We start from the raw sequence: 24,376 nt of genomic DNA on the forward strand, positions 1-24,376 counted from the left end.
CGCCACGGACATCACAGTGCCCTGGACGGACACCGATGGCTCAACTGAACTGCTGGCGATACTGCACCGGGGTCAGGCCGAGCTTTTCACCGAACAAAAAGCGCATGTGCCGCACGCTGCCGAAGCCGCTGCGAAACGCCACGGTCTTGAGCGGCAGTTCGGTGGTTTCCAGCAACTGACGCGCCCGGTCGATGCGCGCGCCTTGCAGGAACTCCATGGGCGTCATCTTCACCTCACGGGCGAAGACCCGGGCGAAATGCCGCGCGCTCATGGCAGCCAACGCGGCCATGCGCTCGATGGTGAAGGGTTCTTCCAGATGTTCCACCACATGATTCTGCACGCGGGTAATGGCCGTCTCCTGCGTCGACACCGCCGCCACCGAGGGGCTGAACTGCGCCTGTCCACCCTGGCGTTTCATCACCACCAGCAACACCTTGGCCACGTCCAACGCGACTTTGCGACCGTGATCCTGGGCGACGATGGACAGGGCCAGGTCGATCCCGGCGGTGACGCCGCCGGAGGTGATCAGGCGCCGGTCCTGCAGGAAGATCCTGTCGGTTTCAACCAGGGCCTTGGGGAAACGTTGGATCAGGCGTTCGGTGTAATGCCAATGAGTGGTGACGCTATAACCATCAAGCAAGCCCGCCTCGCCGAGCACAAAGGCCCCGGTGCAGATGGAGCCGTAGCGCGTAGCCCGTTGCGCCGCGGCCCGCAACCAGGTGTGCAGCCCCGGATGCTGGTCGTTATAGGCCCCCGGCCCGCCCGGTACCAGCAACACGTCATAGGCTGCCCATGCCTGGTCGATATGGATATCGGCCTGCACCGTCACGCCGTTGGACGCCCGCAACGCCCCACGCTCGGTTCCCAGGGTCAGCAATTGATAACGCTGATCCGAAGCGAGGTAACGATTGGCGATGGAAAACACCTCCAGAGGCCCGGCCATGTCGAGCAGCAAAAAGTCCGGGAACAGCACCATTGCAATGGTTCTCATCGGGGATACGCCAAAAAATCCAGAAACGATAAATGCCCCTGTGGGAGCGAGCTTGCTCGCGATAGCGCTGAGTCAGTCACATCAATTCCAACTGACACGACGCTATCGCGAGCAAGCTCGCTCCCACAGGGTTTATCGTCAGCATTATGTCGAAGCGAAGCATCTGCCGGTAGGGCTCTCTATTGTCCACCCAAAGCGGACAGTCTTTCGTTTTCTACCTGCTTATTGAACATATGGATAACCATTAACCTTCTTCTGAACCCGGCGAACGGCCCAGCCGTTGCCCACAGACATCAGGAGAATTGACCATGCTGACCCTTCGCAAAGCTTCGGACCGCGGCATTGCCCGCCACGGCTGGCTGACCTCGTTCCACACCTTCTCGTTCGCCAGCTACCGTGACCTCAACGAACAAGGCTTCTCCGACCTGCTGGTTATCAACGATGACCGGGTCGCTGCCGCCAAGGGTTTCGGCCAGCATCCCCACCGGGACATGGAGATCTTTTCCTATGTGCTCGAAGGGGCGCTGGAACACAAGGACACCCTGGGCACAGGCTCGGTCATTCGCCCGGGTGACGTGCAGTTGATGAGCGCCGGCAGCGGCGTGGCCCACAGCGAGTTCAACCATAGCGCGGACGAGCTGGTGCACTTCCTGCAGATCTGGATCGTGCCCAACGTCAGCGGTGCAACACCACGCTACCAACAGGAGCATTTCAGCAGCGAGCAGAAACGCGGTCGCCTGCAATTGATCATCTCCCCCGACGGCGCCGACGGCTCGCTCCAGGTGCGCCAGGATGCACGGGTCTACGCAGGGTTGTTCGATGGCGAGCAAAGCGCCACCCTGGCCCTTGCGCCGGAACGCTATGCCTACGTGCACGTGGCCCGAGGCGCTGTCGAGCTCAACGGCATACCGTTACAGGAAGGTGATGGCGTGCGGGTGCGCGAGGAGCAGGTCCTGACCTTCAGTAACGGCCAGGATGCCGAAGTGCTGGTGTTCGATCTGCGGCCGCGGGAACTGCCACAGATGCCATGAAGCAACCGTGACCCCTTGTGGGAGCGAGCCAGCTCCCACAAGGATTATCTTGCGCAATAAGCGAAGAAAGATTCGAAAGTCCTGAATCCATGATCAATAACGTATTTCAGGCGAAAAACATCTAAAAAAAGTCAGGCAACCTGAATAATTCAGGCTTTGATAATGGAGGGTGGTGCATTCGGAAAGATTCACTGGGCCGCCTCAAATGCGTTCGTCCGTTGCCACGAGCCAGGACGACCTATAAAGTTCCTGAAACAACCTTGTTTCTGACCAATGGTCGTTGGATGCTATCCAACGCAAATTGACCCAATGCACGCACCAAGGCAAAATGATTTCATTTTGCCATTGATTCTCCTGACTTGCTTATTCACGGAAGAAAGCATGAAAAACGCTATATCCCTCGCGTTACTCTCTATTGCGTGCAGTGCGGCCGCGGACGTCCAGAACATCAAGTACTTCTACGATGATTCGGATGCGGTGTACTCCATCGTTTCGTTTGTCGACAGCGGTTCAGCCATCCAGGCCACCGTACAAAGATCGGGCACTTACTTCACCAACTACACAAAGCTTGAACTCGACTGCGCCAACCGCAATGTTCGGCACATGGGGATGTACAACAGTCTTTCAGGGGTGGAAAAAGCTCAGTTCGACCAGATGGAAGGGCGAATCATCGACGGCTCGATAGCCGACGAAGTTGGCAAAGTGCTCTGCAACGACACCTCCTTGACCGCTTCGAAAGCCGCGCCACAAACTGAAGACCTGCCCACCGAAACACAAACAGACGATAACACCTGACTTGTATTCGTCGCGCAGGAACTGTGTGGGAGTAAAGCTTGCCCCCACATAGCTCCTGCGCTACGGCGCGGCAACGCCCTCTCCCCCCAAAAAACTCATCTCTGATCTGCCCGCATCTTCATCGCACGGTTTGCTTGCGCTCCGATTTCGAGCGATAGCTACCAGGCGGCACACCAAAAAAATCCCGGAAACGACGCTGGAAGTGCGGGGAGCTGACGAAGCCCGTCGCCACGGCGATTTCGGTCACGGATCGATTGGTTTGCTGGATGAGCTGGCGGGCACGCGTCAAGCGCAGTTCCAGGTAATAGCGCGTGGGGGTCGCACCAAGAAAACTGCAGAACCGCCGCTCCAACTGCCGCTTGGAAATCTTGACGCACGCCGCCAGCTCATCGATGGTCAACGGCTCTTCTACGTTTTGCCACATCAGTTCCAGAGCCAGCTTGAGGCTTTCCGGCAACGTCGGGTCAGTCTCGACGAAGACCGGCGGCAAGTCCGTCGCATCATCGCCGGACTCGTCACAGCGAAGAATTTCCTCGATGGCGCCCACGAGCGCCGCCCCGCCCGTCTGGCGAATCAATTGGAGCATCATGCGCAGCGAACTGTTGGCACCCGCGCAACTGACCCGCTCCCGATCAACCACATAGGCCCGGCTGGACACCTTCACATGAGGAAACACCTCCGCCATCATGGCGCGGCTTTCCGGGTGGACAGCGCATTCGAAACCGTCCAGCAGATTGGCATCGGCCACGAAAAAGGCACCGTTCCACAACCCGCCCAGGATCGCCCCGCACGCCCCATGGGCGCGGAGCTTGCGGCGCAGCAAGGGATGGCCTTGCAACTTCACGCGAAAGCCCCCGGCGACAATCAGCACGTCCTGGTTTTCCGGCATCTGCGCCAGTTCGATGTCGGTCGAGATGACAATGCCCAGGTCGCTCGTGACTTGCCCACCTGAAACCCCCACCGTCAGCACCTCGTAGAGGGGCATGTCGCTCATCAGGTTGGCGGTCACCAGCGCATCCACCGCACCGGTGAAGGACATCATCGAGAAATTATCCATCAATACAAACGCGACGCGGATCGGCGCCTGGCTGGCTGGCGCCGCGCCGAGCGGGCGATAAGCCATGTTCTTGTTCTTGAGTACGCTCTCGAATGCGCTTGGCATAGGGCCTCGTTTATACATTTAAGACGATGAGGATTTGCTGCACGAGAGTGCCTTGAACCCCAGAGCGAAGGCGCAGGGCAAACCACGCTATCTTCCAGACTAGTGAAGCCGGCTGCAATCGCGCCTGCGCCGTCTACCGATCATCCCGCGCCAAAATGGCAAGCCTCAAGTGCCTACAACTTTGGTCGATACACTGGCAGTAGGCATGGGCGCTTTTCCCTTCCAGAGACTCGCAACGCCAACCACTGCTGTTTCCGCCGTTCCAACACTTAAAATATTCCGCGGGAGAAGTCATGAATATCAAACAGAAGCTGACATGGGCGTTCGCGGCCATCGCCTGCCTTCCGGTTATCCTGGTGGCGGTGCTTGTCGTGCTGAACCTGCGCGACGCCGCAAAAGCCAACTTCCTGGACAGCAGCGGTCGTGAAATCCGTCAGATCGACAACGGCATGAAGCAGTTTTTCGATGGCATCAGCCAGAACGTCGAACTCTTCGCCAGGGATCCGCGGGTCATCGCCGCCAAGGGCTTGAAAAACTATTCCAGCGCCGACGCCGCACAAGCCCCCTTCCCTGAGATCAATCAACAGCTTCTGGAGATCTTCGAAAGATTCGCCAAGAGCCATCCAACCACCGCCTATCTTTCCGTGGGCATGGATGACGGCGGCTACGCGAGCTGGCCGGACGATCCCAAAATGGCCAAGTACGATCCGCGCGTGCGTCCATGGTACAAGGCCGCCATGGCCGCACCGGGCACGACTGTGCGCACAGATGCCTATTACTGGGCGCCGGATGATGTGTCGCTGATCGGCACCGTACAAACTGTCGCTGACGCCAGCGGTAAATTGGTGGGTGTTGTTTGCCTGGACGTGTCGCTCAAGCAGCTCACCGAACTGGTCAAGAACATCAAGCTGGGTGAAAGCGGCTACCTGATGCTGGTCGAAGCCAACGGCAACGTCCTGGTGGATGCTGCCGATGCCAAGCACAACTTCAAGCCGTTGGCCGACTTGGGCCCCAACTATGCCGCGCTGGCCAAAAGCAGCGATGGTGTGACCCAGATCGAAATCGACGGTGTGCCCTACATGGCCAACGTGGTCAGCTCCAAAGGGTTGGGCTGGCGCTTCATCGGCCTGATCAAACGCGACGAAGTGATGGCCGAGGCTTCGAGCCTGACTTGGCTGATCGCCGCCATTGCTGCCGTACTGGCTGTGGTGTTCGCTTTGGTAGGCGCCAGTTTCGCCAGCGTGATCGTGCGGCCGATTCGCGGTGTTGCCAACGGCCTGCAGGAAATCGCCGAAGGTGAAGGCGACCTCACTCGCAAGCTCTCGGTGCAAGGCAAGGACGAAACGGCGACCCTGGCGGGCTGGTTCAACCAGTTCCTGGGCATGATCGCGCAACTGATGCAGCGCATCGGCAACGCCTCTTCCGACCTGCAAACTGCCGCAGCCGATACCAGCCACGTGGCCCAGAACATGAACGACGCTGCCGGGCGCCAGCGCCAGGCCGTGGAACTGGTGAGCACCGCGTTCAACGAAATGGTCGCCACCGCCAACGAAGTGGCCCGTTCCTGCAGCCAGGCCGCCTCCAGTGCGGACGAAGGTTATCGCGACGTACACGATGGCCAGCATCACATCGGCGAAGCCACCGGCAGCGTGATGAAACTGAGCGACGACCTGCAAAAGTCGACCCAGACCATGCAGGCGCTGGAGCAGGACAGCAAGAACATCAACACCATCCTCGACACCATCCGTTCGATCGCCGAACAGACCAACCTGTTGGCTCTGAACGCTGCCATCGAAGCTGCACGGGCCGGCGATCAAGGTCGCGGGTTTGCCGTAGTCGCCGATGAGGTCCGAGCGCTGGCCCGGCGTACCGCCGACTCCACCGGCGAGATCGACAGCCTGCTGGGCAACCTCGCACGGCGCACCCAGGAAGTCACCCAACAGATGCAAAGCAGCCTGCAGGTGTCGCAAACCAGCGTGGAACGCATCCAACAGGCCCGCGACAGCTTCGACAAGATCCGCAACTCGGTAGACTCGATTCGCGACCAGAACACCCAGATCGCCACAGCGGCAGAGGAGCAGCACCAGGTGGCCGAAGACATCAACCGGCACATCGCGCAGATCCATGCCGATGCCCAGTTGGTCGAGGAATTCGCCCACTCGGCGCAGACTGGCTCGGGGCGTCTGACGGATATTTCCGGTCAGCTCAAGGGTTTGGTGGGACGCTTCAAGTTCTAAACCGGGCTGACGTCCGCTGAAGACCAAATGTGGGAGCGAGCTTGCTCGCGAATGCGTTGTCACAGCCAATGAATATGCTGGATGTGCCGACCTCTTCGCGAGCAAGCTCGCTCCCGCAGGAATATGCGTTGCCGCTTTGGCCAGGAACCAGTAGCCGGATCGCTGGGTATCTGCCAGGCCATTACCCTTTCGCTTTGATTGCGTACATGCCACCGGCAATCACCAGACACGGCCCCACCACTGTCCAGGTGTCTGGTGGCTCGCCGAATACTTGGCCTGGTCGGGGCCTGCTCAGCAACCACTTGCAAACCGGCAACCTGGGCCAGGCGACCTAGCCGACTTTCACATTCATGGTGATGCGCGCCGTGAAGACCTTCACCCCAGCCTCGTCGAAGATCTCGACCGGGACAATCTTGTCGCCCGAAGTCTGCCAGTCGATTTCGCTACCGTCGGCAATCGCATGGATGGAGCTCTTGGCCTTGGCCAGGTATTCGACGGTCATGCCTTTGGGAATCCAGCGCGCGCCGCCGGGAATGGACACCTCGGTCATCATCCCGCCCGCCAACTCTGCCGCGTTGCACAGCGCGATCGCGTGAACGGACGCCAGGTGATTGGTGATCTCCTTGCGAAACGGCACCTTCACTTCACCACGACCGGGAGTCAACACAGAAATTTCCGGGTTGATGGTGCCGAAGTACGGTGCCATCTGGCAGGCCATATTGCTGAAAGCGGACGGGCCAACGCTTTGGTACATGCTGAGAGTCTGGCTCATGGGGGATCTCTGGTCAGGTGGATTGAAGTCACGTACAGAACATCACTCCATTACAGAATAATGCTCTGTTACAGAACAATATTCTGTAAATATCCCCCCTGTCAATCGCTCGTGCCTGGTCGGCGTTTCAATTACCATGGCCCCTTTTTGCCTGGGCCGAAAAATGGAACCTGTCGATCTCCTCGAGCGTTGCTACCCAGGGCGCCGTGCCGAGTCCAAGCGGCACATCCTGCGATGTGCCCTGGCGTTGTTTAATCAACAGGGCATTGAAGCGACCACCATCGACATCATCCGGGCCGAAAGCCAGATGAGCGTGGGAGCGATCTATCACCATTTCGATAACAAGGAAGGCTTGGTCGCGGCGTTGTACATGACCGCCCTGGATGACCAGGCACGGCTCAGGGACAGCTACCTCGGCGCTGTCACGTCAACCAGGGAATGGGTCCACGCCTTGGTGTTCAGCTACGTGGATTGGGTGGTCAGCCAACCCGATTGGGCGCGGTTCCAGTACCAGGCTCGCTTTGCGGTCGCACGCAGCAGCTTCAACGAGCGGCTCGCCGAAGCGAATGCCGCCAGGAACGCCGCGCTCAAGCAATGGTTCAGCGACCCTGCCCACCAGCAGGATTTGCAGGACCTGCCTTTTGAGCTGATCCCGTCACTGATCATCGGTTCGGCGGAGAGCTATTGCCGCGCCTGGCTCTCGGCCCGAGTCAAACGCAGCCCTGAGCTCTACCGGCAGCAGCTGGCCGAGGCCGCCTGGCGCGCCGTTGGCATCCCCCCAAGCCCCTCGCCCTGAGGTTCTGATCCATCCGAACAGACTCACTGCCTAACTTCCCAATCTCAGTTACGTACTGTCGTCCATGGCTGATAGCCGGAACTGGTCGTAGGGCACGGACCTGCTATCTTGGATACAGACCTGAGTAGTTGCGATCCCATACGTATTCAGGTTTGAGCAATGGAGTGATGAAGTTGGAAGCAGTGGAACTGCTCGTTATTGATGAATGGAGCACATCATCTCTACGTGGCGAGTGTGATGTGATCATCGTCAATTACAATGCCGGTGAACTTTTGTTGGCGTGTGTAAGGTCGGCGTTTGCCGCCGGCGCTTCGAACGTGATCGTGGTGGACAACGATTCCCACGACGATAGCCTGATGCTGGTGGAGCGAACCCACGCTGCCGGCGACTCGCTTCAAATCCTACGCAATACCGCCAACCTCGGCTTCGCCGTGGCCTGCAACCAAGGTGCCCGCCTGTCAGCGGCCCCCAATTTATTTTTCTTGAACCCGGACACCGTGCTGGCCGCCGATGCCATAGACCACTTGCTGCTGGCCCTGCGCAGTGCGCCAGAGATCGGCATGGTCGGAGGGTTCCTGTGCAACCCGGACGGCAGCGAGCAAGCCGGTGGGCGTCGCGTATTTCCAACGCCCAGACGCGCCTTCATGCGGGCTTTCGGACTTTCGCGGCTCTCAGCACTTTTCCCATCACTGTTGTCCGACTTTTTATTGCACAAGGAGCCGCTACCCAGCGTCCCCATTGTCGTTGAGGCCGTCTCCGGGGCGTGCATGCTGGTCAAGCGCGAAGCGATCGAGAGTGTCGGGTTGTGGGACGAAGACTATTTCCTTCATTGCGAGGACCTGGACTGGTGCATGCGCTTCCATCAGGCCGGCTGGCGCGTACTGTTCGTGCCAGATGCCCGTGTGATGCATGTATTCGGTGGCTGCAGTCGCCAGCGTCCCTATTTCGTCGAATGGCACAAACACCTGGGGATTCTGCGTTTCTATCGCAAGTTTTTCCGCCGCAAATACCCTGCCGTGCTATGGGTCAGTGTGGTGATCGGGGTCTGGTTTCGATTCAGCCTGATGGTCCTTCGCCACGCGGCTACCCGGTTTAGACATGCATGGAGCCTACGATAAGAGACCTCAAGTGCGAATAGGAATATTGGGCGGCTCCAGCCTCTTGGGCGAGCACGCCCTGCCATTGCTGGCACAAACCGGTCTCCCGACGAGCGCCTTCACTCGAAGCCTGCCCACGGTGTCCTACCCCGGTGTGACGTGGCGAAATGCTGACGACTGGCACGGGCTGACGCTGGATACTTTCCTGTCATTTGCCCCTATCTGGGTGTTACCCGACTATCTGGAGCGCCTGGCCAGCACCCACGTCAAACGCGTTGTCGTGCTGTCCTCCACAAGCCGTTTTACCAAGCAAGCATCGCCCGATGCTCGGGAACGGGACGTGGCGCAACGCTTGATACGCGCAGAAGAACAGCTCGAGCAGTGGGCGATCGAACGGCAAGTCGAATGGGTGATCCTGCGGCCGACCATGATCTATGGCTTTGGTCGCGACAAGAACATCTCGCAAATAGCCCGTTTCATTCAACGCTTCGGATTTTTCCCGCTTATCGGGGGTGGTACCGGATTGCGCCAGCCAGTGCATGCTGATGACGTGATCCAGGCGTGTCTGTCCGCCATGAGTACGCCTGGTCTGCCCAGTGGCGGCTATAACCTCTCAGGAGGGGAAGTCTTGCCTTATCACACGATGGTGAGGCGAATATTCCAGGCCATGGGGCGTCCGGAGCGAACGCTGCCCCTCCCTGCCCAGGTGTTAAGCCGGGGCATTTCGATCATGCGGTGTCTGCCGCGTTATCGACATCTTTCAAGTGCGTTGGTGGGGCGGATGAACGAGGACTTGGTGTTTGACCATTCGCCCGCCAGTGATTGGCTTGGTTTTGCTCCTCGGGCGTTTCATCTGATGGGTGAGGATTTGCCTGGGCGCTGAGATAGTCTTGGGCGAATAGGCGGGATGGTTCTTCTGGCGGGGGGTATATCCGTTGCTGCGGTAACGGCGGCTTAGGGTTCCGCCCTTACGGCGGCTCACTTTTGAAAAGCCCGGAAGCCGGCCCAGTCAAAAGTAAGCAAAACGCTTTTGCCCCACCACTCGGCACCTCGCTTAGGCTCGGTGTGCCCTCACTCCGGCATTGCTCCGTGGGCCGCCGCGAAGGGCCATCCATGGCCCAGCGCGGCTACCTCGGCATCCATGCCGAGGTGCCCACTACGCAATACCTGCGTTCGGCCAGCGTGGTTAACGGGGCGCCCGAGATCAACATCCACGCCGAGGCGGCCTAGTAGCCGACCTGGCTCTTGGTGGGACCGAGTTTCTCCTGTGGGAGCGAGCTTGCTCGCGATGGCGGTGTGTCAGTTTTTGGTGATGTTGGATGTGCCGGCCTCTTCGCGAGCAAGCTCGCTCCCACAGATTTTTATGTCGTGTGCAGATGCTGGGAACACCCGAAAATCCATGTGGGAGCGAGCCTGCTCGCGAAGGCGGTGTCATCGTCGACGAAAATGTTGAATGTGATGACCTTGTCGCGACCTAGCCCTTGTCCCCCGTTTCCACCCCAGGCTCGTTACGATGAACGTGGGCTTGCCAAGCGCCCCATTTGCTTTCGAAGTACGCCTGGTTTTTGTCCCAGAGGGCCTGGTACTCACCACTGGCGATCAGCTTCCTGAACGATGCCTGCCCGTAATGATGGATAAACGCGTCTTCGGCGCAGACCGTCCGGTAGCCGGCCGCCTGCACGCGACGGCTGTAGTCGTCGTCCTCGAACATTCCGATACCGAATGCTTCATCCAGATACCCCACCTCTTCGAGAATGCCTCGGCGAAAGGCGACACAGAACATGGCGAGCATCGAGATGTCGAACGACTGCCCCTTGTGGGCTTCGGTGTAGCGGTCTGCAAAATCTTGCATCTGTTGAATGTCGGTGTAGGAAACTTCGATTTTCGCTTCGTTTCCTACCGCATTCGTGACCGGTCCGATCAAGCCGATACTCGGGTCGCTCAAATGCCTGACCAGCGGATCCAGCCAGCCGTCAGGCACTACCGTGTCGTTATTGAGCAACAGCAGGATGTCACCGTCGGCTTCTCGCAAGCCCTGGTTATTGGCCGCAGCGAAGCCTCGGTTGTCTGGGTTGAGGATGACCTTCGCGGTCGGCACTTCCTGGCGCAGGCGCTCGAGATAATCGCCCGTACCATCCTCCGAGCCGTTGTCGACGACAATGAGCTGGTAATTGGGCCAGGTGGTATTGCGCAGAATGCTGTTTACACATTGAATCGTCAGATTGAGGTTGTTGTACGTCACGAGCACGATGGAGACTTTTTCATACAGCCCGACGATAGCCAGTTGCATGCTATCGAATCGATCTTTCCAATCATTGGCCCGGGCAAGTTCTACGCGTCGTTTGTACAGGGCCAGGTCGCGCTCGGCCAAGGCACCCTCGATCTGCTCGATGAACTCATCGACTCCGGTTGCGAAGTACAACAGGTCTTTGTAAATGCTCATCTCCGCCAAAGGCGTGGAAATCACCGGTTTGCCTGCACTGATGTACTCGTAGAACTTCACCGGATCGACCGCGTGCGTCACGTTGTAGAGCCTGAAAGGAATCAGGCAGGCATCGAAATGATCCAGGTAAAGCGGCATTTGCGAGTAAGGCTTCCTGCCCAACAACTGGACATTGGGCTTGTGCTCAAGGCCCGCCAGATCGTCGACAAAAATATCCCCCACCAGGATGAAGTTCCACTCTGGCCGCCTGTCCGCCAACGCTGCCAGCAAAGGATAATCGAGCCATTGCGCCAGGGCGCCGTAGTAGCCAATGACAGGCCCGGCAAGCCCGCCCAGCACATCATTGGTAAAGCAGTGCTGCCGAAAAAAAGCGAAATCCACCGCGTTTCGCACCAGTACGCAACGTGGGTTATGGGTGCACCACTTTTGGTAAAGCAACGCGGCGGAAACGGTCACCAGGTCGGCCTGGGCAATCAGGGTCTTTTCCTCGCTCAGCAGCTGTTCGCCGATGTTCGGGAAACCATCCCAGTCATCCATGCAGTCATAAAGAATACGCCAGCCATGCATGGCGCGCAGGCTGCGTGCCACGGGGCTCCAGTAGGCAATATGCACCACCGCGAGGGCGGTTCTTATCTGCATATCGGCGACCAGTGCGGCCATCGCGAGCAGCAAAGCCTGATGATTCTCAGGCGTCACTACTTTTTCGTAATACGCTTCTTGCACATCACGCTGCAGCGCCACTTCAAAAACATTGGGCGCCACTGAGGTCAACCGATAGAGCTGTCCCTGTTCCGGCACGCTGGAGGGGACGATATAAAACACCCGGTAACCATTGCTCGCAAACTGGTTCATCAACTGCTGCGGGCGCTGGAAGCGTGCAGCCCACTCAATGTTGGCGAAGCAGAGAATATCCAGGCGCCCTTTCGTGGCAAAATCCGGGTCCACGTCAGGGTTGGGCAACGGCTGCGGTGCGGCCGGGTAGACGATTGCAGCGGCCGTCTCGGGGAATTCCTGCATGGCGCTAAAACCATAACGCATCAACCGGAAAAGCGAGCGCAGTGGTCGGGTGAAACGCCACGAACGGGTGTTTTGCAGGAAGTCGACTTTTGCCAAGGCAATATCGCGCTCATTGATGGCCGCATCTCTTTGAGCCAAGGCGGCGTCGCGGTCGATCAAGGTGCTGTCGAGCTTAAGCACGTGGGTATCCATGCAGTGGAGTGCTGTCGCCCGGCGGCCACATGGAACTGAGGGACCCCGGTCGGTAGAACGTTGCCGTCAGGCTGCGGCGGGAGGAATGGCAGCCGCTCACCACGGGCGTGACCGCATGCCAGGAGTTATCCGAACGCACCAGGATCGCCGAGTTGCCCACCAGGGGCTCGATCTCGGCCGCCACGGCAGTGGGATCGTTGCGGTGCAGGATGTTCAGGCACCCGCCGTCGTTGCGGTCCCAGGACTCATTGAAATACAGGATATGGGTGACCAGTTTATCGGGCAGGTCCGGATGGGCTCCCAGGCTCGCGCCAGGACCGTAATGAAAAACGTTGACCTCCATCGGCACGCTGCGCAGATCAATCCCGGTCAGCTCCGACATGGCCTCTCGATAGCCGGCCGAGCCAAGGTCCTGCGCCAGCCTCAACCATGCCTCGCTCAGTTCTTCGGGGAAAGCGATGGTATGGGTGCCCATGCCTACCAGGGCGCGGGCCTCATAGTCATAGTTTTTTTCGCCACCATAACCACTCACCGTCTTGAAGTGATCATGAGGGAAGGACGCCGCCAACGCGGCGGCATCCTCGGTCGAATACAGACTGCCAATTTCAGCCCATGAGAACGGGTGAGACTTTAGCGCCGCTGGCGTGAGACGAGAGAGATCTAGCATTGTCTGTTCTTGTTCGCTGTCAGGTTTCTGATACCACGGGCGATGGAACGCAGTGGTGCGGTCATTCGGAATGAATTGGAGTTCTGCAACTCAAGCATCCTGGCGTCACTGAGGGCCAGTTGCTGACTGAGCTGGGCGATCTGTTGCTGCTGGGCAAGCGCTTGTACTGCCGGCTCCGGCGTCGGTTCGATGACATCAGGCTCCGGCATGGCGGGGCTTGCCGGACATTCAGCCGACATTGGATCACGCCCCTCGGCCGCGGCTTCGAGCAGGTTGGGTAGATGCTGTAGAAATGCACCCAACACCGGCTGGGACGAGGTTTTGCCCTGGCGAATGATCGCAGCGACACGGTCCCAATGCTCGACCAACCGATCCGCCGCCGCACGCGCCGCGGGCGATGGATGGGTCTTGCCCACCCGCGCTAGAAACCATTGCGGATCGACCGTCGCCGCGTCCGGCAACGCATGGAGTGAATCGAACTCCGCCAGCGCCGTGTACTTGCCCGTCGTCAGATCCGCCGAGCAGAACACCGGGACGCCAAACGCCAGAGCGGTGATTGCCAGGTGGTAGCTATGGCCGATCACCGCTTGGGCCTGGCTGAGAATTTCCGCCATCAGCAACGGCTCTGGCCAGAACGACAAGGTGATTGCCTGGGGCAGGCGCGCCGCAATGACCGACGGATCGTCACCCAGGACAGGGCCAATCGGCACCACCAGGAACTGATAGCCCTGGAACGCCTCGGCGTGGTCTTCGAACAGTTTTACAAAAGATTCCACCACATGAATGGCGTGGATCACGATGTAGGGCCCGGTCAGCCCGGCGTGCTCGCGCAGGCGAATGAACTCAGCGGAGGGCTGCTGCTCATCGATCAGGCGGGGCAAGCCAAACGCGGTATCGGGCAGCACTTCGATCTCGACCTGCCGGGTGAGCGCGCCGAGGGCATCGCGCGACAGTGCATCACGGACGCGCACGTACTGGCTCTGCTCAAGAGCCATCGTCAACAACGGCCTGGCCCAGTCGGGAATACTGTTGCAATGCATCCCGGGGGCATTCCACATGACCGGAACCCCGTGCTGCTGCGCGATGAGCGCAGGGGTCAGCCAATAACCGGTAGGGTGATGGATATTGGCGGTTGTCGGACCATAGCCGTGGGCAACGACTTTATCGAATCGGATCAGGAAGCCACCACCGATCAAAACGCCATCCAGGCTGGCCGCTACATGAGGCAACTGCGTCAACGACGTCACCGCATAGGGCCATTGCGATCGGGTTTTCCCGTGATAGGAAAACCGATGCAGGTTGACTGAACCCAAGCGCCGGGCCAACTCCGCCTCGGCAATGATCGGAAACAGCAGGTCACCGTAGTTTTCTACATCAAAGGTGCCGAATATAGCGACCTGCCACGTGCGCTCGTCCAGGTGTTGCGTCAAAACCTTCTCTCCTTGAGTCCCGCAGGCCTTGGCAAGCGACTCGACTGGTCGAGGGTCGATCCTCTGCAATCCCAGGTCAACCATGCCCAGGAAACTCTTGTGGTTCGGCAACATGTCGAACGCCAAGGGCGCCACCTGTTTCTCGATCAGTTGCGAGGTGTCTTCCGTCGCGCCGTGCAACAGCTTGAGCGTGACATGATAGCGCCCCTCGGCGAGGTTGGCCGGGAAGCGCACCGTGATCGCTGCGCGCCGCCAGCCATTCTCGGCCGGGCCTGGTTGCAGTGCGAAGTTGCCCCCGCCGATCACCAGCAACCTGGCTTCCTGGATAGTGAAGCTGATGTTGGGTTGCGTGATCGACTCATGCAGCAACGCCTCGACGCGAATCTCGATGTCGTCGCCATACAGGTAACTGGAGGAGAGCTGCTGGGTGTTGGTGAAGCAGGCAGCGCTGATGTGCCCCTCTTCGGTCCCGAAGGCCATCCCCTCCTGCCCGCCCATGAATGACTTGCGCGTAACCGGTATGACTCCGCCACTGGCCCAGCGGCGTTGCTCGTCGCGCATGTCGAGCAAATGCAGCTCGGCCATTTCATCGGGCGAACCACTGGCAACGACCCGGCCTGCGCGCAGGTAGATGACCCGGTGGCAGAAGCGCTTGACCATGCTCATGTCATGGGAGACGAACAGCAGGGTCGTGCCTTTGGCCGCCAGTTCTTCCAGCCGATTCAGGCATTTGAATTGAAAGGATGCATCGCCGACGGACAGGGCTTCATCGACGATCAGGATCTCGGGCTCGACACAGACCGAAACGGCGAAGGCCAGCCGTACCAGCATCCCGCTGGAATAGATTTTGGTGGGCTGGTCGATAAAGTCGCCGATATTGGCAAAGGCGAGGATATCTTCGAAGCGGGCGTCGATTTCCGCGCGACTCAAGCCCAGCACCGCCGCATTCACATAGACGTTTTCCCGACCGGTGAACTCCGGATTGAAACCGGACCCCAGCTCAAGCAACGCGGCAATCCGGCCATGCCCCTGGACACTGCCCCGGGTTGGCATCAACGTTCCGCAGATCAGTTGCAACAGGGTGGATTTACCACTGCCATTACGGCCGATGATACCGACGGTCTCCCCCCTTGCGATGGTCAGGGAAACATCGTCCAGCGCCCAGAACTCGCGATAGAAACGCTTCCTGCCGCGTACCAGCATCTGCAACAGGCGGTCCTTGGGGGCATCGTAAATCTGATAACACTTGCTCAGGTTTTCGGCGCAGATGGCCACTTCAAACGACATCGGTAAAACCCTTCCATGAATCACGGCCATTATTGCGGCGTTACTGAATCAGTCCTTCGCTGGGGGCTGCGGATGAGTTAAGCACAGATGGGATAAAAAACTGCGAATGAATCTACACTAGGCCTACCCTCCGTGAGGATGCGACTCAAGGAGCATTCGATATTGTCTTTAGGATCAAGCACCGATGCAGTCGTTCAGCACGTCCCCTGCCGCCATGGTCAAGAGTGTCCTGATCAATCGAATATTGATCTACGTGTTGATCCGCAGAGAAGTCATCGGTCGCTACAAAGGCTCGATGCTCGGTATTCTATGGTCGTTCTTCACGCCGGTTTTCATGCTGGTGGTCTACACGTTCGTGTTCAGCGTCGTGTTCAAGGCCCGCTGGTCTGGCGGCGGTGAATCCAAGAGCGAATTCGCCCTGGTGCTGTTCGCCGGCCTGTTGGTGTTCAACCTGTTTTCCGAATGCGTGAACCGAGCGCCGGGCCTGGTGCTGGCCAATACCAACTACGTCAAGAAAATTGTGTTCCCACTGGAAACCCTGCCGCTGGTGTCGCTTGGCGCAGCGCTGTTCCACATGGGTGTCAGCGTCCTCGCCTGGCTGGTCTTCTATATCGTCCTGTTCGGTACCCCTCCGGTAACGGCTCTTCTGCTGCCGGTAGTGCTGTTCCCGTTGGTGCTGCTGACGCTGGGGATCTCCTGGTTTCTCGCCTCGATAAGCGTCTACCTGCGCGATATAGGCCAGTTCATCGGCATTATCATCACGGCGATGCTGTTCCTCTCACCGATTTTCTATCCGCTTTCGACACTGCCCCAAAGCTACCAGGCCATCTTGCAGGCAAACCCCCTGACGCTGCCGGTGGAAATGGTTCGCGATGTCCTGTTCTGGGGCAAGACGCCGCAATGGGAGCACCTGGCCGCTTATTCGGCGATTTCCGTGCTGATTGCCTGCTCAGGGTTCGCCTGGTTCCAGAGGACCCGCAAAGGCTTTGCCGACGTCATATGACGTTTGTATGCGTGGCGCCCCGTCCAGCAGCCGCTATGATGATTGATGGCACGGCTGGAGCCTGGGCCTGTCTGTTGATTGAAGCCAACGTCGATCCTGCAAGACCGAGTATGCGTTGCCGTATTAAATAAAGGACCAGAAAACCGCATGGACCAGATCAACCGTCTTGTTGATTGCATTGACAAATTGACTCGCTCAACACAATCCAGATCCATTGAAGCCTTGCAACTGGTCAAGGAAATCGAGAATCGAGATCGGCTTATCAAACAACTGAACCTTGATTCAAAAGCGCTTCGCACCCGTCTGTCGCTTCAAGAAGGCAAGACCGGGCGGCTGCGCGAGCAATTGCGGGTGGCCGAACAGCGCCTCAAGGACGCCGAGGCGTTAATCCAGACAAAGGAAAGCGAGGCTGTCGTGCTTTCCGATTGGGCGGTGGATCTGCGTGCCCAACTGGCGGCCAAGCAGGCCGAGCTGTTCAAGATTTCTGATTGGGGCAACGCCATCGAACGCGCACCGCTGCGTTATTCGATACGCAAGCAGTTGTATAAATTATCGCGCCGGGTCTACGCCTGGTTGCCACTCACCGCACAGCAGAAAAGCAAACTGGCACGTCGACTTCGAAGCTGGTTGAAACCCGGCAAGGCAACACCAGGCGAATCATCGGCAGACGCTGGTTTTGCCCTGCAACCTCTGCCACCGCCCGTAAACCTTGCAGTACCGTCTAGCCTCGGGCAGCCCATGATCCTGATGTTCGGCGTGATCGACTGGCATTTTCGCATCCAACGCCCACAAAACCTTGCCAAGGAGTTGGCCCGGGCCGGACAAACGACCTTTTATATCTCGAACGACTTCATCGACGACGATGCCCCCGGCTTCGAAGCAGAGCCCTTGGAGGGCTCCAACCGGCTGTTCCAGATCCGTTTCAAGGTGCTCGGTGCACCGGCCATTTATCATGCCCCGCCGTCAGCAGCCGCCATTCGCCAGTTGTGCGAAGGCCTGGCCATGCTCCTGCAATCGGCGAACGTCGATGCCGTGGATTGCATTGTCCAACACGCCTACTGGTTCCCGCTGGCAAGGCGTGTCCCCAACGCCACGCTGGTCTATGACTGCATGGATCACCACGAAGGCTTTGGCAACGTTGCCCAGGAGTTGCTCGACCTGGAAACCGCCCTGATGCGCAGGGCCGATCTGCTGGTGGCGACATCCGACTGGATCGAACAACACGGCAAGCGGGAAAACCGCAACGTCGAGGTGATCCGCAACGCCTGCGAGTTCAGTTTCTTCAGCCGACGTCCCGACAAGGTCTACCGGGCCCCCACCAACAGAAAGATCATCGGTTACTATGGCGTCATTGCCGAATGGTTCGACCTGGACCTGGTCAAGCGGGTCGCCCAATCCTTCCCACAGCACCTGATACTGTTGATCGGCAGCGATACCGTCCAGGCGAAAAAATACTTCAAGGCCTGCCCGAATGTGGTCCTGGAAGGCGAAGTCCCGTATACCTCCCTGCCTTACTACCTCCACGCCATGGACGTTTGCCTGCTTCCGTTCAAGGTCATGCCGTTGACCCTCGCCACCAACCCGGTCAAGGTCTATGAATACCTGAGCGCGGGGAAACCGGTGGTGTCGGTGAAACTGCCGGAGTTGAACCAGTTTGGCAAATTGGTCTGGGCAGTTGAAGAGCCGACGGAGTTCATCTCTACCCTACGCGGTGTCCTGGGCGCACTGCCAGAGGCCAGCGCCACGCTGGAGGCCCGTCAATCGTTCGCCCGGGGCCAGACCTGGCAGCATCGGGCCGCCAGCCTGCGCGAGGCCATTGCGACATTGCCCCTGCCCAAAGTCAGCGTGGTGGTGTTGACCTACAACAACCTCGAACTGACCAAGGCCTGCCTCGACAGCCTGTTGACCCAGAGCCAATACCCGAACCTTGAAATCATCGTTGTCGATAACCACTCCAGCGACCAGACCCCGGCCTACCTCACCGCCTGGGCCAAGGGACACCCAGACCGGATCGTCATCCTCAACCCGGACAACAAGGGATTTTCCGCCGGCAACAACCTGGGCCTCGCGGCAGCCAGTGGCGACTATCTGGTCATCCTGAACAACGACACGGTCGTCACCGCTGGCTGGATCAAAGGCTTGATCCGTCATCTGCAGGACAACAAGGAAATCGGCATCATCGGCCCGATCACCAACAACATCGGCAACGAGGCCAAAGTCAGCACCCGCTATGACCGGCTGGATGACATGCCCGCCGAAGCCGCGCAAATGACCCGCGCTCGCATGGGTGAGTGGTTCGAAATCAACACCCTGGCGTTTTTCTGCGTGATGTTCCCGCGTTCGACCTACGAGCAAATCGGTGGTCTGTGCGAAGAGTATGGCCTGGGCTTCTTCGAGGATGACGATTACTGCCGTCGCGTGCAGCGTCGTGGCATGCGTGCGGCCTGTGCCGAAGACGTCTTCGTTCACCACCACCTGTCCGCCTCGTTCGACGCCTTGGGTGCCAAGAAAAAACAGGCGCTTTTCGAAAAAAACCGGGCGATCTACGAGAGCAAGTGGGGATCCTGGGTCCCGCACACGTACCGAGATGTATAAGCAGCCCCTTTGCATGCAATGCCATTTATTCAAGGGAGCTGATGAATCCGTGGCGAGGGAGCTTGCTCCCGCTGGGCTGCGAAGCGGCCCCGAACCCAGCCTCCGCAGCGTGTCAGGTTGGTCGCATCCTGCCTTTTTGGGGGCTGCTGTGCAGCCCAGCGGGAGCAAGCTCCCTCGCCACGGATCCTGGTTTGCCTCAATGGACAGCATTGCCCCTTTAGCCGAGACGATATTTTGCCCAGATTCAGCCTGAAATACGCAGTGGTGTTGTTGGTTTTACTGGCGAGTGCGGTGGTCGGCGTATACGGTTTTTCGACGCTTGAACTGGCGCCCATAAACAGCGGCACCCGGACGATATTTCTGTCACTGGCAAGCCTGGCCGCCCTCACCGTCTTCACTCGCAAGCCACCGATCATTCTTTGCCTGGGTTTGCTGGCGTGCCTGTCCATTGCCTGCGCACAGATTTGGCCGGTGATGGTCGTCGCGGTGTTCGCACTGTCTTCGACCGTGCTCGGCAGGTGGATGCTCAGGCAAGAAACCTTGGCCGACTGGAGCGTCCACCTGCTGGTGGGAGCCGGTACGTTCGGCACACTGACAGGCCTGGCGGCCTACTTGCCGATCAACTACCCCTGGCTGTATGGCGCACTGCTGTTGTTGCCGCTTGTATTGGGACGTAGACACGTCACCTCGATAGGCCGTGAACTGTTGCGGCAGATCCGGGCCAGCCGCTCAGCGCAAACACCCCTCCAGACGGGGCTCGACGTGCTGATCGGCAGCTTCGCCTGCCTCTATGTGTTGGTCGCCTTCATGCCGGAGGTCGGGCATGACGCGTTGGCCATGCACCTCTTTGTCCCGTCACACCTGGCCCAACAGCATCAATGGAAGTTCGATGCGAACACCTATGTGTGGGCGGTCATGCCCATGCTGGCCGACTGGATCTACAGCATTGTCTATATGCTGGCCGGTGAAACAGCCTCGCGCCTGAGCAACAGCGCGTTCACCCTGCTGCTGGCGTGGCAGATTCGCAACATGACCCTCTGGGCCGGAGGCTCCGCCACAAGCGCCCGCTGGGCCAGCCTGATCTTTCTGTCAACGCCCCTCGCCTTCGCCGAAAGCAGCAGCCTGCACATCGAATCGGCGTGGACCGCCTTCATGATGGCCGGGACGCTGGCGATCCTGAAGGTCTCAAGCTCTACGCCGGAGCCCAGGGAGCGCCTGTCGCAATTGCTCCTGGCCGGCCTCCTGCTGGGCTTCGCCATGGCGACCAAGGCCGTGACCCTGAGCGTCCTGCCGGTCCTGCTGGTGATCCTCTTGCTGCACTACAAGGCCTGGGCTGTCCAAGGGATCGCCAAGACGCTCCTGCTGGGCAGTGTCGCCCTGATACTGGCCGGTGCGACCCCTTACGTCTCTGCCGGGTACTTGACCGGCAACCCCGTGTTCCCGTTTTTCAATGCCATTTTCCATTCGCCGCTCTGGCCGAACATCAATTTCGAACCACCGGCCACTTTCGGTACCGGGGTGACCTGGGACACCCTCTATCGAATGGTCTTCAAATCGCCTCAGTTCATCGAAGGGCGGGTTGGCGCGGCGGGCTTTCAATGGCTGCTGCTGCCCACGGCTGCCGTCGCCGTGCTGTTGAGCGGCAACAAAAAAGCCCTGTGCATCCTCCTGGTCGGCGCCGGCGCGATGTTCATGACGTTCCACTCAACGGCCTACCTGCGTTATGTGTTCCCCTCCTTCGCGCTGTTCTCAGTGATCCTGGCCCTGCCCTTTTCCGACGCCAGGATCTTCCCGCGCAGCCTCGCCATCGTGGCCGGTGCCGTGTTGATCCTGACCAATACCCGTTTCATCCAGGCCGCGACTTACTATGGCGAAATCAAACCCTCTGCACTGTTGAGCACGGCAGGTCGGGATGCCTATCTATTGGAACGCCTGCCCATCCGGAAAATGGTCGACACCGTCAACGCCTTGAATACCGGGCATCAGCCCGTGGCGGTCTTTGCGTCGCCCTTGATGGCGGGTTTGCATGGCGATGCCCTCTACGCGTCGTGGTACAACCTGAAATGGAAAAGCGAATTCGATTCGGCGGCTTCGCCATCAGAACTTGCCCAGCGCTTGCGCCGGCGCCAGGTGAGCTGGTTGGTGATCGACCTCAAGTCCCTGCCCCAGGCGCCACTCGATCGGCTGCTCACGGTGTCCACGTCGTATGCCAGACTGGGTGACATGGAACTGCGCAAACTCAATGACACGCACTACGAACACCTGCTCAACCCAGGGCTGTCCAGCCTCGAGGGCTGGAGCCTGACGTCACCCTCGACCTATGACGCGGCGCGCAAGATCCTGACCGTCAGTGTCAAGACACCGGCAACCCAACGTGTCGACGTGACGCCGGGGCTGACGTACATCAACAGCGTGTCGGCACGCTGCGCAACGACAGCCACGCCTGGAAGAATCCAGGCCAATTGGATGGACGAACAAGGCGATTTCATTACCACCAGCATCGAGACGTTTGACTGCACCACGCAATGGGAGACCCATGAGATGAACGTCGTAGCCCCTGCCAATGCCACGTCCGTGATCATTTACGCATCCGGGCATACCGACACTCCCCTGGAGTTCAAGTCACTTTCATTCAGGCAATAGTTGGCGATATCGATGAACTCAAAAACAGCGCTTTTCACGGACGAGCAACGCGTCGCCGTCGTCATCCCCAGCTATCGGGTTACCGCTCATATAGGCGCCGTCATAGCGGCCATAGGGCCGGAGGTCTGGCGCATCTACGTCATCGACGATGCCTGCCCGGACGGTTCAGGCGGGCATGTCCTGGCCTCCTGTAACGACCCCCGGGTCAAGGTGCTGCCCCATGACGTCAACAAAGGCGTGGGCGGTGCGGTCATGACCGGCTATCGAGCCGCCCTCGACGACGGCGCAAGTATCATCGTCAAAGTCGATGGGGACGGCCAGATGGACCCGACCCTGATCCCGCTGTTCATCGAGCCGATCCTGGCGGGAGAAGCCGACTACACCAAGGGCAATCGGTTTTTCGATCTGGAAGAGGTCCAATCGATGCCGCGCATTCGCCTTTTCGGCAATGCCGTGTTGTCGCTGATGGCCAAACTGTCGACGGGTTACTGGGACCTGTTCGACCCCACCAACGGCTACACGGCGATTCACCGTGACGTCGCCAGGCTTTTACCCCTGGACAAGGTCAGCCAACGCTACTTTTTCGAGACCGACATTCTGTTCCGCCTGAACACCGTGCGCGCCGTCGTGGTGGATATTCCGATGGAAGCCCGATACGGCGATGAGGTCAGTCACCTCAAGATCTCGAAAATCGTCGGTGAATTCCTGTTCAAACACCTGCGCAATTTCACCAAGCGCGTGCTCTACAACTATTATCTGCGCGACATGTCCCTGGCTTCGATCGAACTGCCGATCGGGATTCTCATGTTCTTGTTCGGCACCCTTTTCGGCAGTTATCACTGGTATGAATCGGCGCGCAATGGCATCGCGACGCCAGCCGGCACCGTGATGCTCAGCGCACTGCCCATGCTCATGGGGTTGCAACTGATCATGGCGTTCCTCGGTTATGACATCGCCTCCGTACCCAGCAGGCCAAGGCAATCCAGGCGTGGTAGAGCAACCTCATTGCGGGAAGAAAACTCATTAAAGCGCTAAGAGATTTTTTAACGGACCCGTCGCTCAAGGCACTGGATGTCGATGGCAACGAACGCCTGGAACTTCACGGCAAAGTGCTTGAGCGCAAGCGGATGCTTCGGGAAGTATTCGTGGAGTTCCACCACGCGTTTCATCGCCTGGCAGACCGCTATTTCAAGGTCGAAGGTCTTGAGGTGGAGTTGGGGGCAGGCATCGCACCCATGCGCAATTCGTACCCTGAAGTATTGGCGACGGACATTGTCGCCACCGAGCAACTGGACATGGCGCTCAATGCCGAGGCAATGAGCCTGGACGATCACTCGGCGAGGGCCTTTTACGGCCAGAACTGCTTTCACCACTTCCCTCATCCCGATCGTTTCTTCACGGAGCTGGAAAGAACCCTCAGGATCGGCGGCGGCGCCATTTTGATCGAACCCTTCCACGGTCCCTTTGCCGCTTTTCTCTATAAGCGCCTGTTCAAGTCCGAAGGCTTCGACATGCACTTCCCTTCTTGGGAAACCCCGTCGACCGGGCCCATGAACGGCGCCAACCAGGCCCTCAGCTACATCGTCTTCGTTCGCGACAGGCAGGCGTTCGAGCGCAAGCACCCGGGCCTGGAAATCGTCCACCAGGAAATCTGCGGCAATTATCTGCGCTACCTGGTTTCCGGTGGCTTGAACTTTCGCCAGTTGCTGCCCGACGCGCTGATCCCTGTGCTCAAGGTCGTTGAAAAACTGTTGTATCCGTTGAGACGGGTATTGGCGCTGCACCACATCGTGGTCATCCGGAGGAAGTCTTGACCTTTATCCGGTACGGCACCATCCAACTCGTGGCTTATGCGCTGGACATGGGGACCTTCTTGCTGTTGATGGCCTTGTTCAACGATCAACCCGTCCTGGCCAACATCGCCGGTAAAGGCGTCGCCGGTGTGTTCGCGTTCTTTTTGCATCGGCACTTCACGTTCCAGTCGACCGGCGGCAGCAGCAAGGTTCAAGCGGTGCGCTACTTCTCGTTGCTTGCCATCAATATTCCGCTCGCTTCGGCGCTGTTCAGCGTGGGGCTGTATTTCGTCAACAGCCCTGCCCTGGTGAAATTTGTCTCCGATGTGGCCTGCGTGGTGCTGACTTACTGGATCAGCAAACTGTTCGTGTTTCATTCCGCTGCGCACCCGCCTGTTCCCACTGACCGCGCCGAAGGCGCATGA

General features: G+C 58.9%; 19 protein-coding genes and 2 pseudogenes. 14 read left to right on the forward strand and 7 right to left on the reverse strand.

Going from position 1 to position 24,376, the window contains the following annotated elements; genetic code table 11:
- Positions 1 to 40: 40 nt before the first annotated feature.
- On the reverse strand, positions 41 to 991 hold the full coding sequence (locus LOY50_RS18100) for a GlxA family transcriptional regulator (RefSeq protein ID WP_258688774.1): 951 nt from the start codon (positions 989 to 991) through the stop codon (positions 41 to 43).
- Positions 992 to 1,299: 308 nt separating this feature from the next.
- Here LOY50_RS18100 and LOY50_RS18105 point away from each other — a divergent pair, with 308 nt between their 5' ends.
- Positions 1,300 to 2,022, forward strand: a complete 723-nt coding sequence (locus LOY50_RS18105) for a pirin family protein (RefSeq protein WP_258688776.1) — start codon at positions 1,300 to 1,302, stop codon at positions 2,020 to 2,022.
- A gap of 381 nt (positions 2,023 to 2,403) precedes the next feature.
- Complete coding sequence (locus LOY50_RS18110; protein ID WP_253476276.1) at positions 2,404 to 2,817, forward strand: hypothetical protein; 414 nt, start codon at positions 2,404 to 2,406, stop codon at positions 2,815 to 2,817.
- Between the two features lie 118 nt (positions 2,818 to 2,935).
- Here the strand turns inward: LOY50_RS18110 and LOY50_RS18115 are convergent, their stop codons facing one another.
- Entirely contained in the window at positions 2,936 to 3,979 is a 1,044-nt protein-coding gene (locus LOY50_RS18115) for a GlxA family transcriptional regulator (protein ID WP_214512787.1), read from the reverse strand.
- A 293-nt stretch (positions 3,980 to 4,272) separates the two neighbouring features.
- On the opposite strand from LOY50_RS18115, the pseudogene LOY50_RS29165 reads away from it, so the two are divergent.
- A pseudogene (locus tag LOY50_RS29165) lies at positions 4,273 to 5,355 on the forward strand (cache domain-containing protein); the annotation flags it as partial.
- A gap of 93 nt (positions 5,356 to 5,448) precedes the next feature.
- The gene (locus tag LOY50_RS29170; protein WP_371914652.1) at positions 5,449 to 6,216 is read left to right on the forward strand and encodes a methyl-accepting chemotaxis protein; all 768 of its coding nucleotides are present in this window, start codon (positions 5,449 to 5,451) and stop codon (positions 6,214 to 6,216) included.
- A gap of 331 nt (positions 6,217 to 6,547) precedes the next feature.
- Here LOY50_RS29170 and LOY50_RS18125 read toward each other — a convergent pair whose 3' ends face one another.
- Positions 6,548 to 6,988 carry a hotdog fold domain-containing protein gene (locus LOY50_RS18125; RefSeq protein WP_214512802.1) on the reverse strand — a complete coding sequence of 147 codons (441 nt, stop codon included), beginning with the start codon at positions 6,986 to 6,988 and terminating at the stop codon, positions 6,548 to 6,550.
- A 163-nt stretch (positions 6,989 to 7,151) separates the two neighbouring features.
- Here LOY50_RS18125 and LOY50_RS18130 point away from each other — a divergent pair, with 163 nt between their 5' ends.
- The 4 genes from LOY50_RS18130 (at position 7,152) to LOY50_RS18145 (ending at position 10,111) form a co-directional block, all read left to right on the forward strand.
- A complete protein-coding gene (locus LOY50_RS18130; protein ID WP_253476280.1) occupies positions 7,152 to 7,784 on the forward strand; it encodes a TetR/AcrR family transcriptional regulator in 633 nt (210 codons plus the stop codon).
- A gap of 173 nt (positions 7,785 to 7,957) precedes the next feature.
- The gene (locus LOY50_RS18135) at positions 7,958 to 8,902 is read left to right on the forward strand and encodes a glycosyltransferase family 2 protein (protein ID WP_309475774.1); all 945 of its coding nucleotides are present in this window, start codon (positions 7,958 to 7,960) and stop codon (positions 8,900 to 8,902) included.
- 43 nt (positions 8,903 to 8,945) lie between these two features.
- Positions 8,946 to 9,764, forward strand: coding sequence for an NAD(P)-dependent oxidoreductase (locus LOY50_RS18140; RefSeq protein ID WP_258688778.1), 819 nt, complete (start codon positions 8,946 to 8,948; stop codon positions 9,762 to 9,764).
- 206 nt (positions 9,765 to 9,970) lie between these two features.
- The gene (locus tag LOY50_RS18145; protein WP_258691285.1) at positions 9,971 to 10,111 is read left to right on the forward strand and encodes a hypothetical protein; all 141 of its coding nucleotides are present in this window, start codon (positions 9,971 to 9,973) and stop codon (positions 10,109 to 10,111) included.
- Between the two features lie 244 nt (positions 10,112 to 10,355).
- Here LOY50_RS18145 and LOY50_RS18150 read toward each other — a convergent pair whose 3' ends face one another.
- The 4 genes and pseudogenes from LOY50_RS18150 to LOY50_RS18165 form a co-directional block, all read right to left on the reverse strand.
- Positions 10,356 to 12,521: a glycosyltransferase gene (locus LOY50_RS18150; RefSeq protein ID WP_408980815.1), complete on the reverse strand. Its 2,166-nt coding sequence runs from the start codon at positions 12,519 to 12,521 to the stop codon at positions 10,356 to 10,358.
- A complete protein-coding gene (locus tag LOY50_RS18155) occupies positions 12,514 to 13,200 on the reverse strand; it encodes a 2OG-Fe(II) oxygenase (RefSeq protein ID WP_258688780.1) in 687 nt (228 codons plus the stop codon). The genes LOY50_RS18150 and LOY50_RS18155 overlap by 8 nt, the downstream gene beginning before the upstream one ends.
- Complete coding sequence (locus LOY50_RS18160) at positions 13,194 to 14,714, reverse strand: polysaccharide pyruvyl transferase family protein (RefSeq protein ID WP_258691253.1); 1,521 nt, start codon at positions 14,712 to 14,714, stop codon at positions 13,194 to 13,196. The genes LOY50_RS18155 and LOY50_RS18160 overlap by 7 nt, the downstream gene beginning before the upstream one ends.
- Positions 14,694 to 15,917, reverse strand: a pseudogene (locus LOY50_RS18165) (ABC transporter ATP-binding protein); the annotation flags it as partial. The gene LOY50_RS18160 and the pseudogene LOY50_RS18165, both read right to left, overlap by 21 nt.
- Positions 15,918 to 16,101: 184 nt before the next feature.
- On the opposite strand from LOY50_RS18165, the gene LOY50_RS18170 reads away from it, so the two are divergent.
- The 6 genes from LOY50_RS18170 to LOY50_RS18195 all read left to right on the forward strand — a co-directional run bounded on the left by LOY50_RS18170 (position 16,102) and on the right by LOY50_RS18195 (position 24,376).
- Positions 16,102 to 16,920: an ABC transporter permease gene (locus LOY50_RS18170; RefSeq protein WP_253476289.1), complete on the forward strand. Its 819-nt coding sequence runs from the start codon at positions 16,102 to 16,104 to the stop codon at positions 16,918 to 16,920.
- Positions 16,921 to 17,067: 147 nt separating this feature from the next.
- Complete coding sequence (locus LOY50_RS18175) at positions 17,068 to 19,515, forward strand: glycosyltransferase (RefSeq protein ID WP_258688781.1); 2,448 nt, start codon at positions 17,068 to 17,070, stop codon at positions 19,513 to 19,515.
- A 234-nt stretch (positions 19,516 to 19,749) separates the two neighbouring features.
- Entirely contained in the window at positions 19,750 to 22,158 is a 2,409-nt protein-coding gene (locus tag LOY50_RS18180) for a phospholipid carrier-dependent glycosyltransferase (RefSeq protein ID WP_258688783.1), read from the forward strand.
- 12 nt (positions 22,159 to 22,170) lie between these two features.
- Entirely contained in the window at positions 22,171 to 23,193 is a 1,023-nt protein-coding gene (locus LOY50_RS18185; RefSeq protein ID WP_253476308.1) for a glycosyltransferase family 2 protein, read from the forward strand.
- Between the two features lie 110 nt (positions 23,194 to 23,303).
- Positions 23,304 to 23,972, forward strand: a complete 669-nt coding sequence (locus LOY50_RS18190; RefSeq protein ID WP_258688784.1) for a class I SAM-dependent methyltransferase — start codon at positions 23,304 to 23,306, stop codon at positions 23,970 to 23,972.
- Positions 23,969 to 24,376 (forward strand): GtrA family protein, encoded by a 408-nt coding sequence (locus LOY50_RS18195; protein WP_214510678.1) that lies wholly within the window; start codon positions 23,969 to 23,971, stop codon positions 24,374 to 24,376. The genes LOY50_RS18190 and LOY50_RS18195 overlap by 4 nt, the downstream gene beginning before the upstream one ends.

It is taken from the genome of Pseudomonas sp. B21-010, from assembly GCF_024749325.1.
Classification (GTDB): Bacteria; Pseudomonadota; Gammaproteobacteria; order Pseudomonadales; family Pseudomonadaceae; genus Aquipseudomonas; species Aquipseudomonas kilonensis.

Bases quoted from the DNA above. Each gene is read 5' to 3' on its own strand.
- LOY50_RS18105 (WP_258688776.1), top strand. From the start codon at position 1,300: ATGCTGACCCTTCGCAAAGCTTCGGACCGCGGCATTGCCCGCCACGGC.
- LOY50_RS18155 (WP_258688780.1), bottom strand. From the start codon at position 13,200: ATGCTAGATCTCTCTCGTCTCACGCCAGCGGCGCTAAAGTCTCACCCG.
- LOY50_RS18130 (WP_253476280.1), top strand. From the start codon at position 7,152: ATGGAACCTGTCGATCTCCTCGAGCGTTGCTACCCAGGGCGCCGTGCC.
- LOY50_RS18175 (WP_258688781.1), top strand. From the start codon at position 17,068: ATGGACCAGATCAACCGTCTTGTTGATTGCATTGACAAATTGACTCGC.
- LOY50_RS18110 (WP_253476276.1), top strand. From the start codon at position 2,404: ATGAAAAACGCTATATCCCTCGCGTTACTCTCTATTGCGTGCAGTGCG.
- LOY50_RS29170 (WP_371914652.1), top strand. From the start codon at position 5,449: ATGAACGACGCTGCCGGGCGCCAGCGCCAGGCCGTGGAACTGGTGAGC.
- LOY50_RS18100 (WP_258688774.1), bottom strand. From the start codon at position 991: ATGAGAACCATTGCAATGGTGCTGTTCCCGGACTTTTTGCTGCTCGAC.
- LOY50_RS18185 (WP_253476308.1), top strand. From the start codon at position 22,171: ATGAACTCAAAAACAGCGCTTTTCACGGACGAGCAACGCGTCGCCGTC.
- LOY50_RS18170 (WP_253476289.1), top strand. From the start codon at position 16,102: ATGCAGTCGTTCAGCACGTCCCCTGCCGCCATGGTCAAGAGTGTCCTG.
- LOY50_RS18160 (WP_258691253.1), bottom strand. From the start codon at position 14,714: ATGGTTGACCTGGGATTGCAGAGGATCGACCCTCGACCAGTCGAGTCG.
- LOY50_RS18125 (WP_214512802.1), bottom strand. From the start codon at position 6,988: ATGAGCCAGACTCTCAGCATGTACCAAAGCGTTGGCCCGTCCGCTTTC.
- LOY50_RS18115 (WP_214512787.1), bottom strand. From the start codon at position 3,979: ATGCCAAGCGCATTCGAGAGCGTACTCAAGAACAAGAACATGGCTTAT.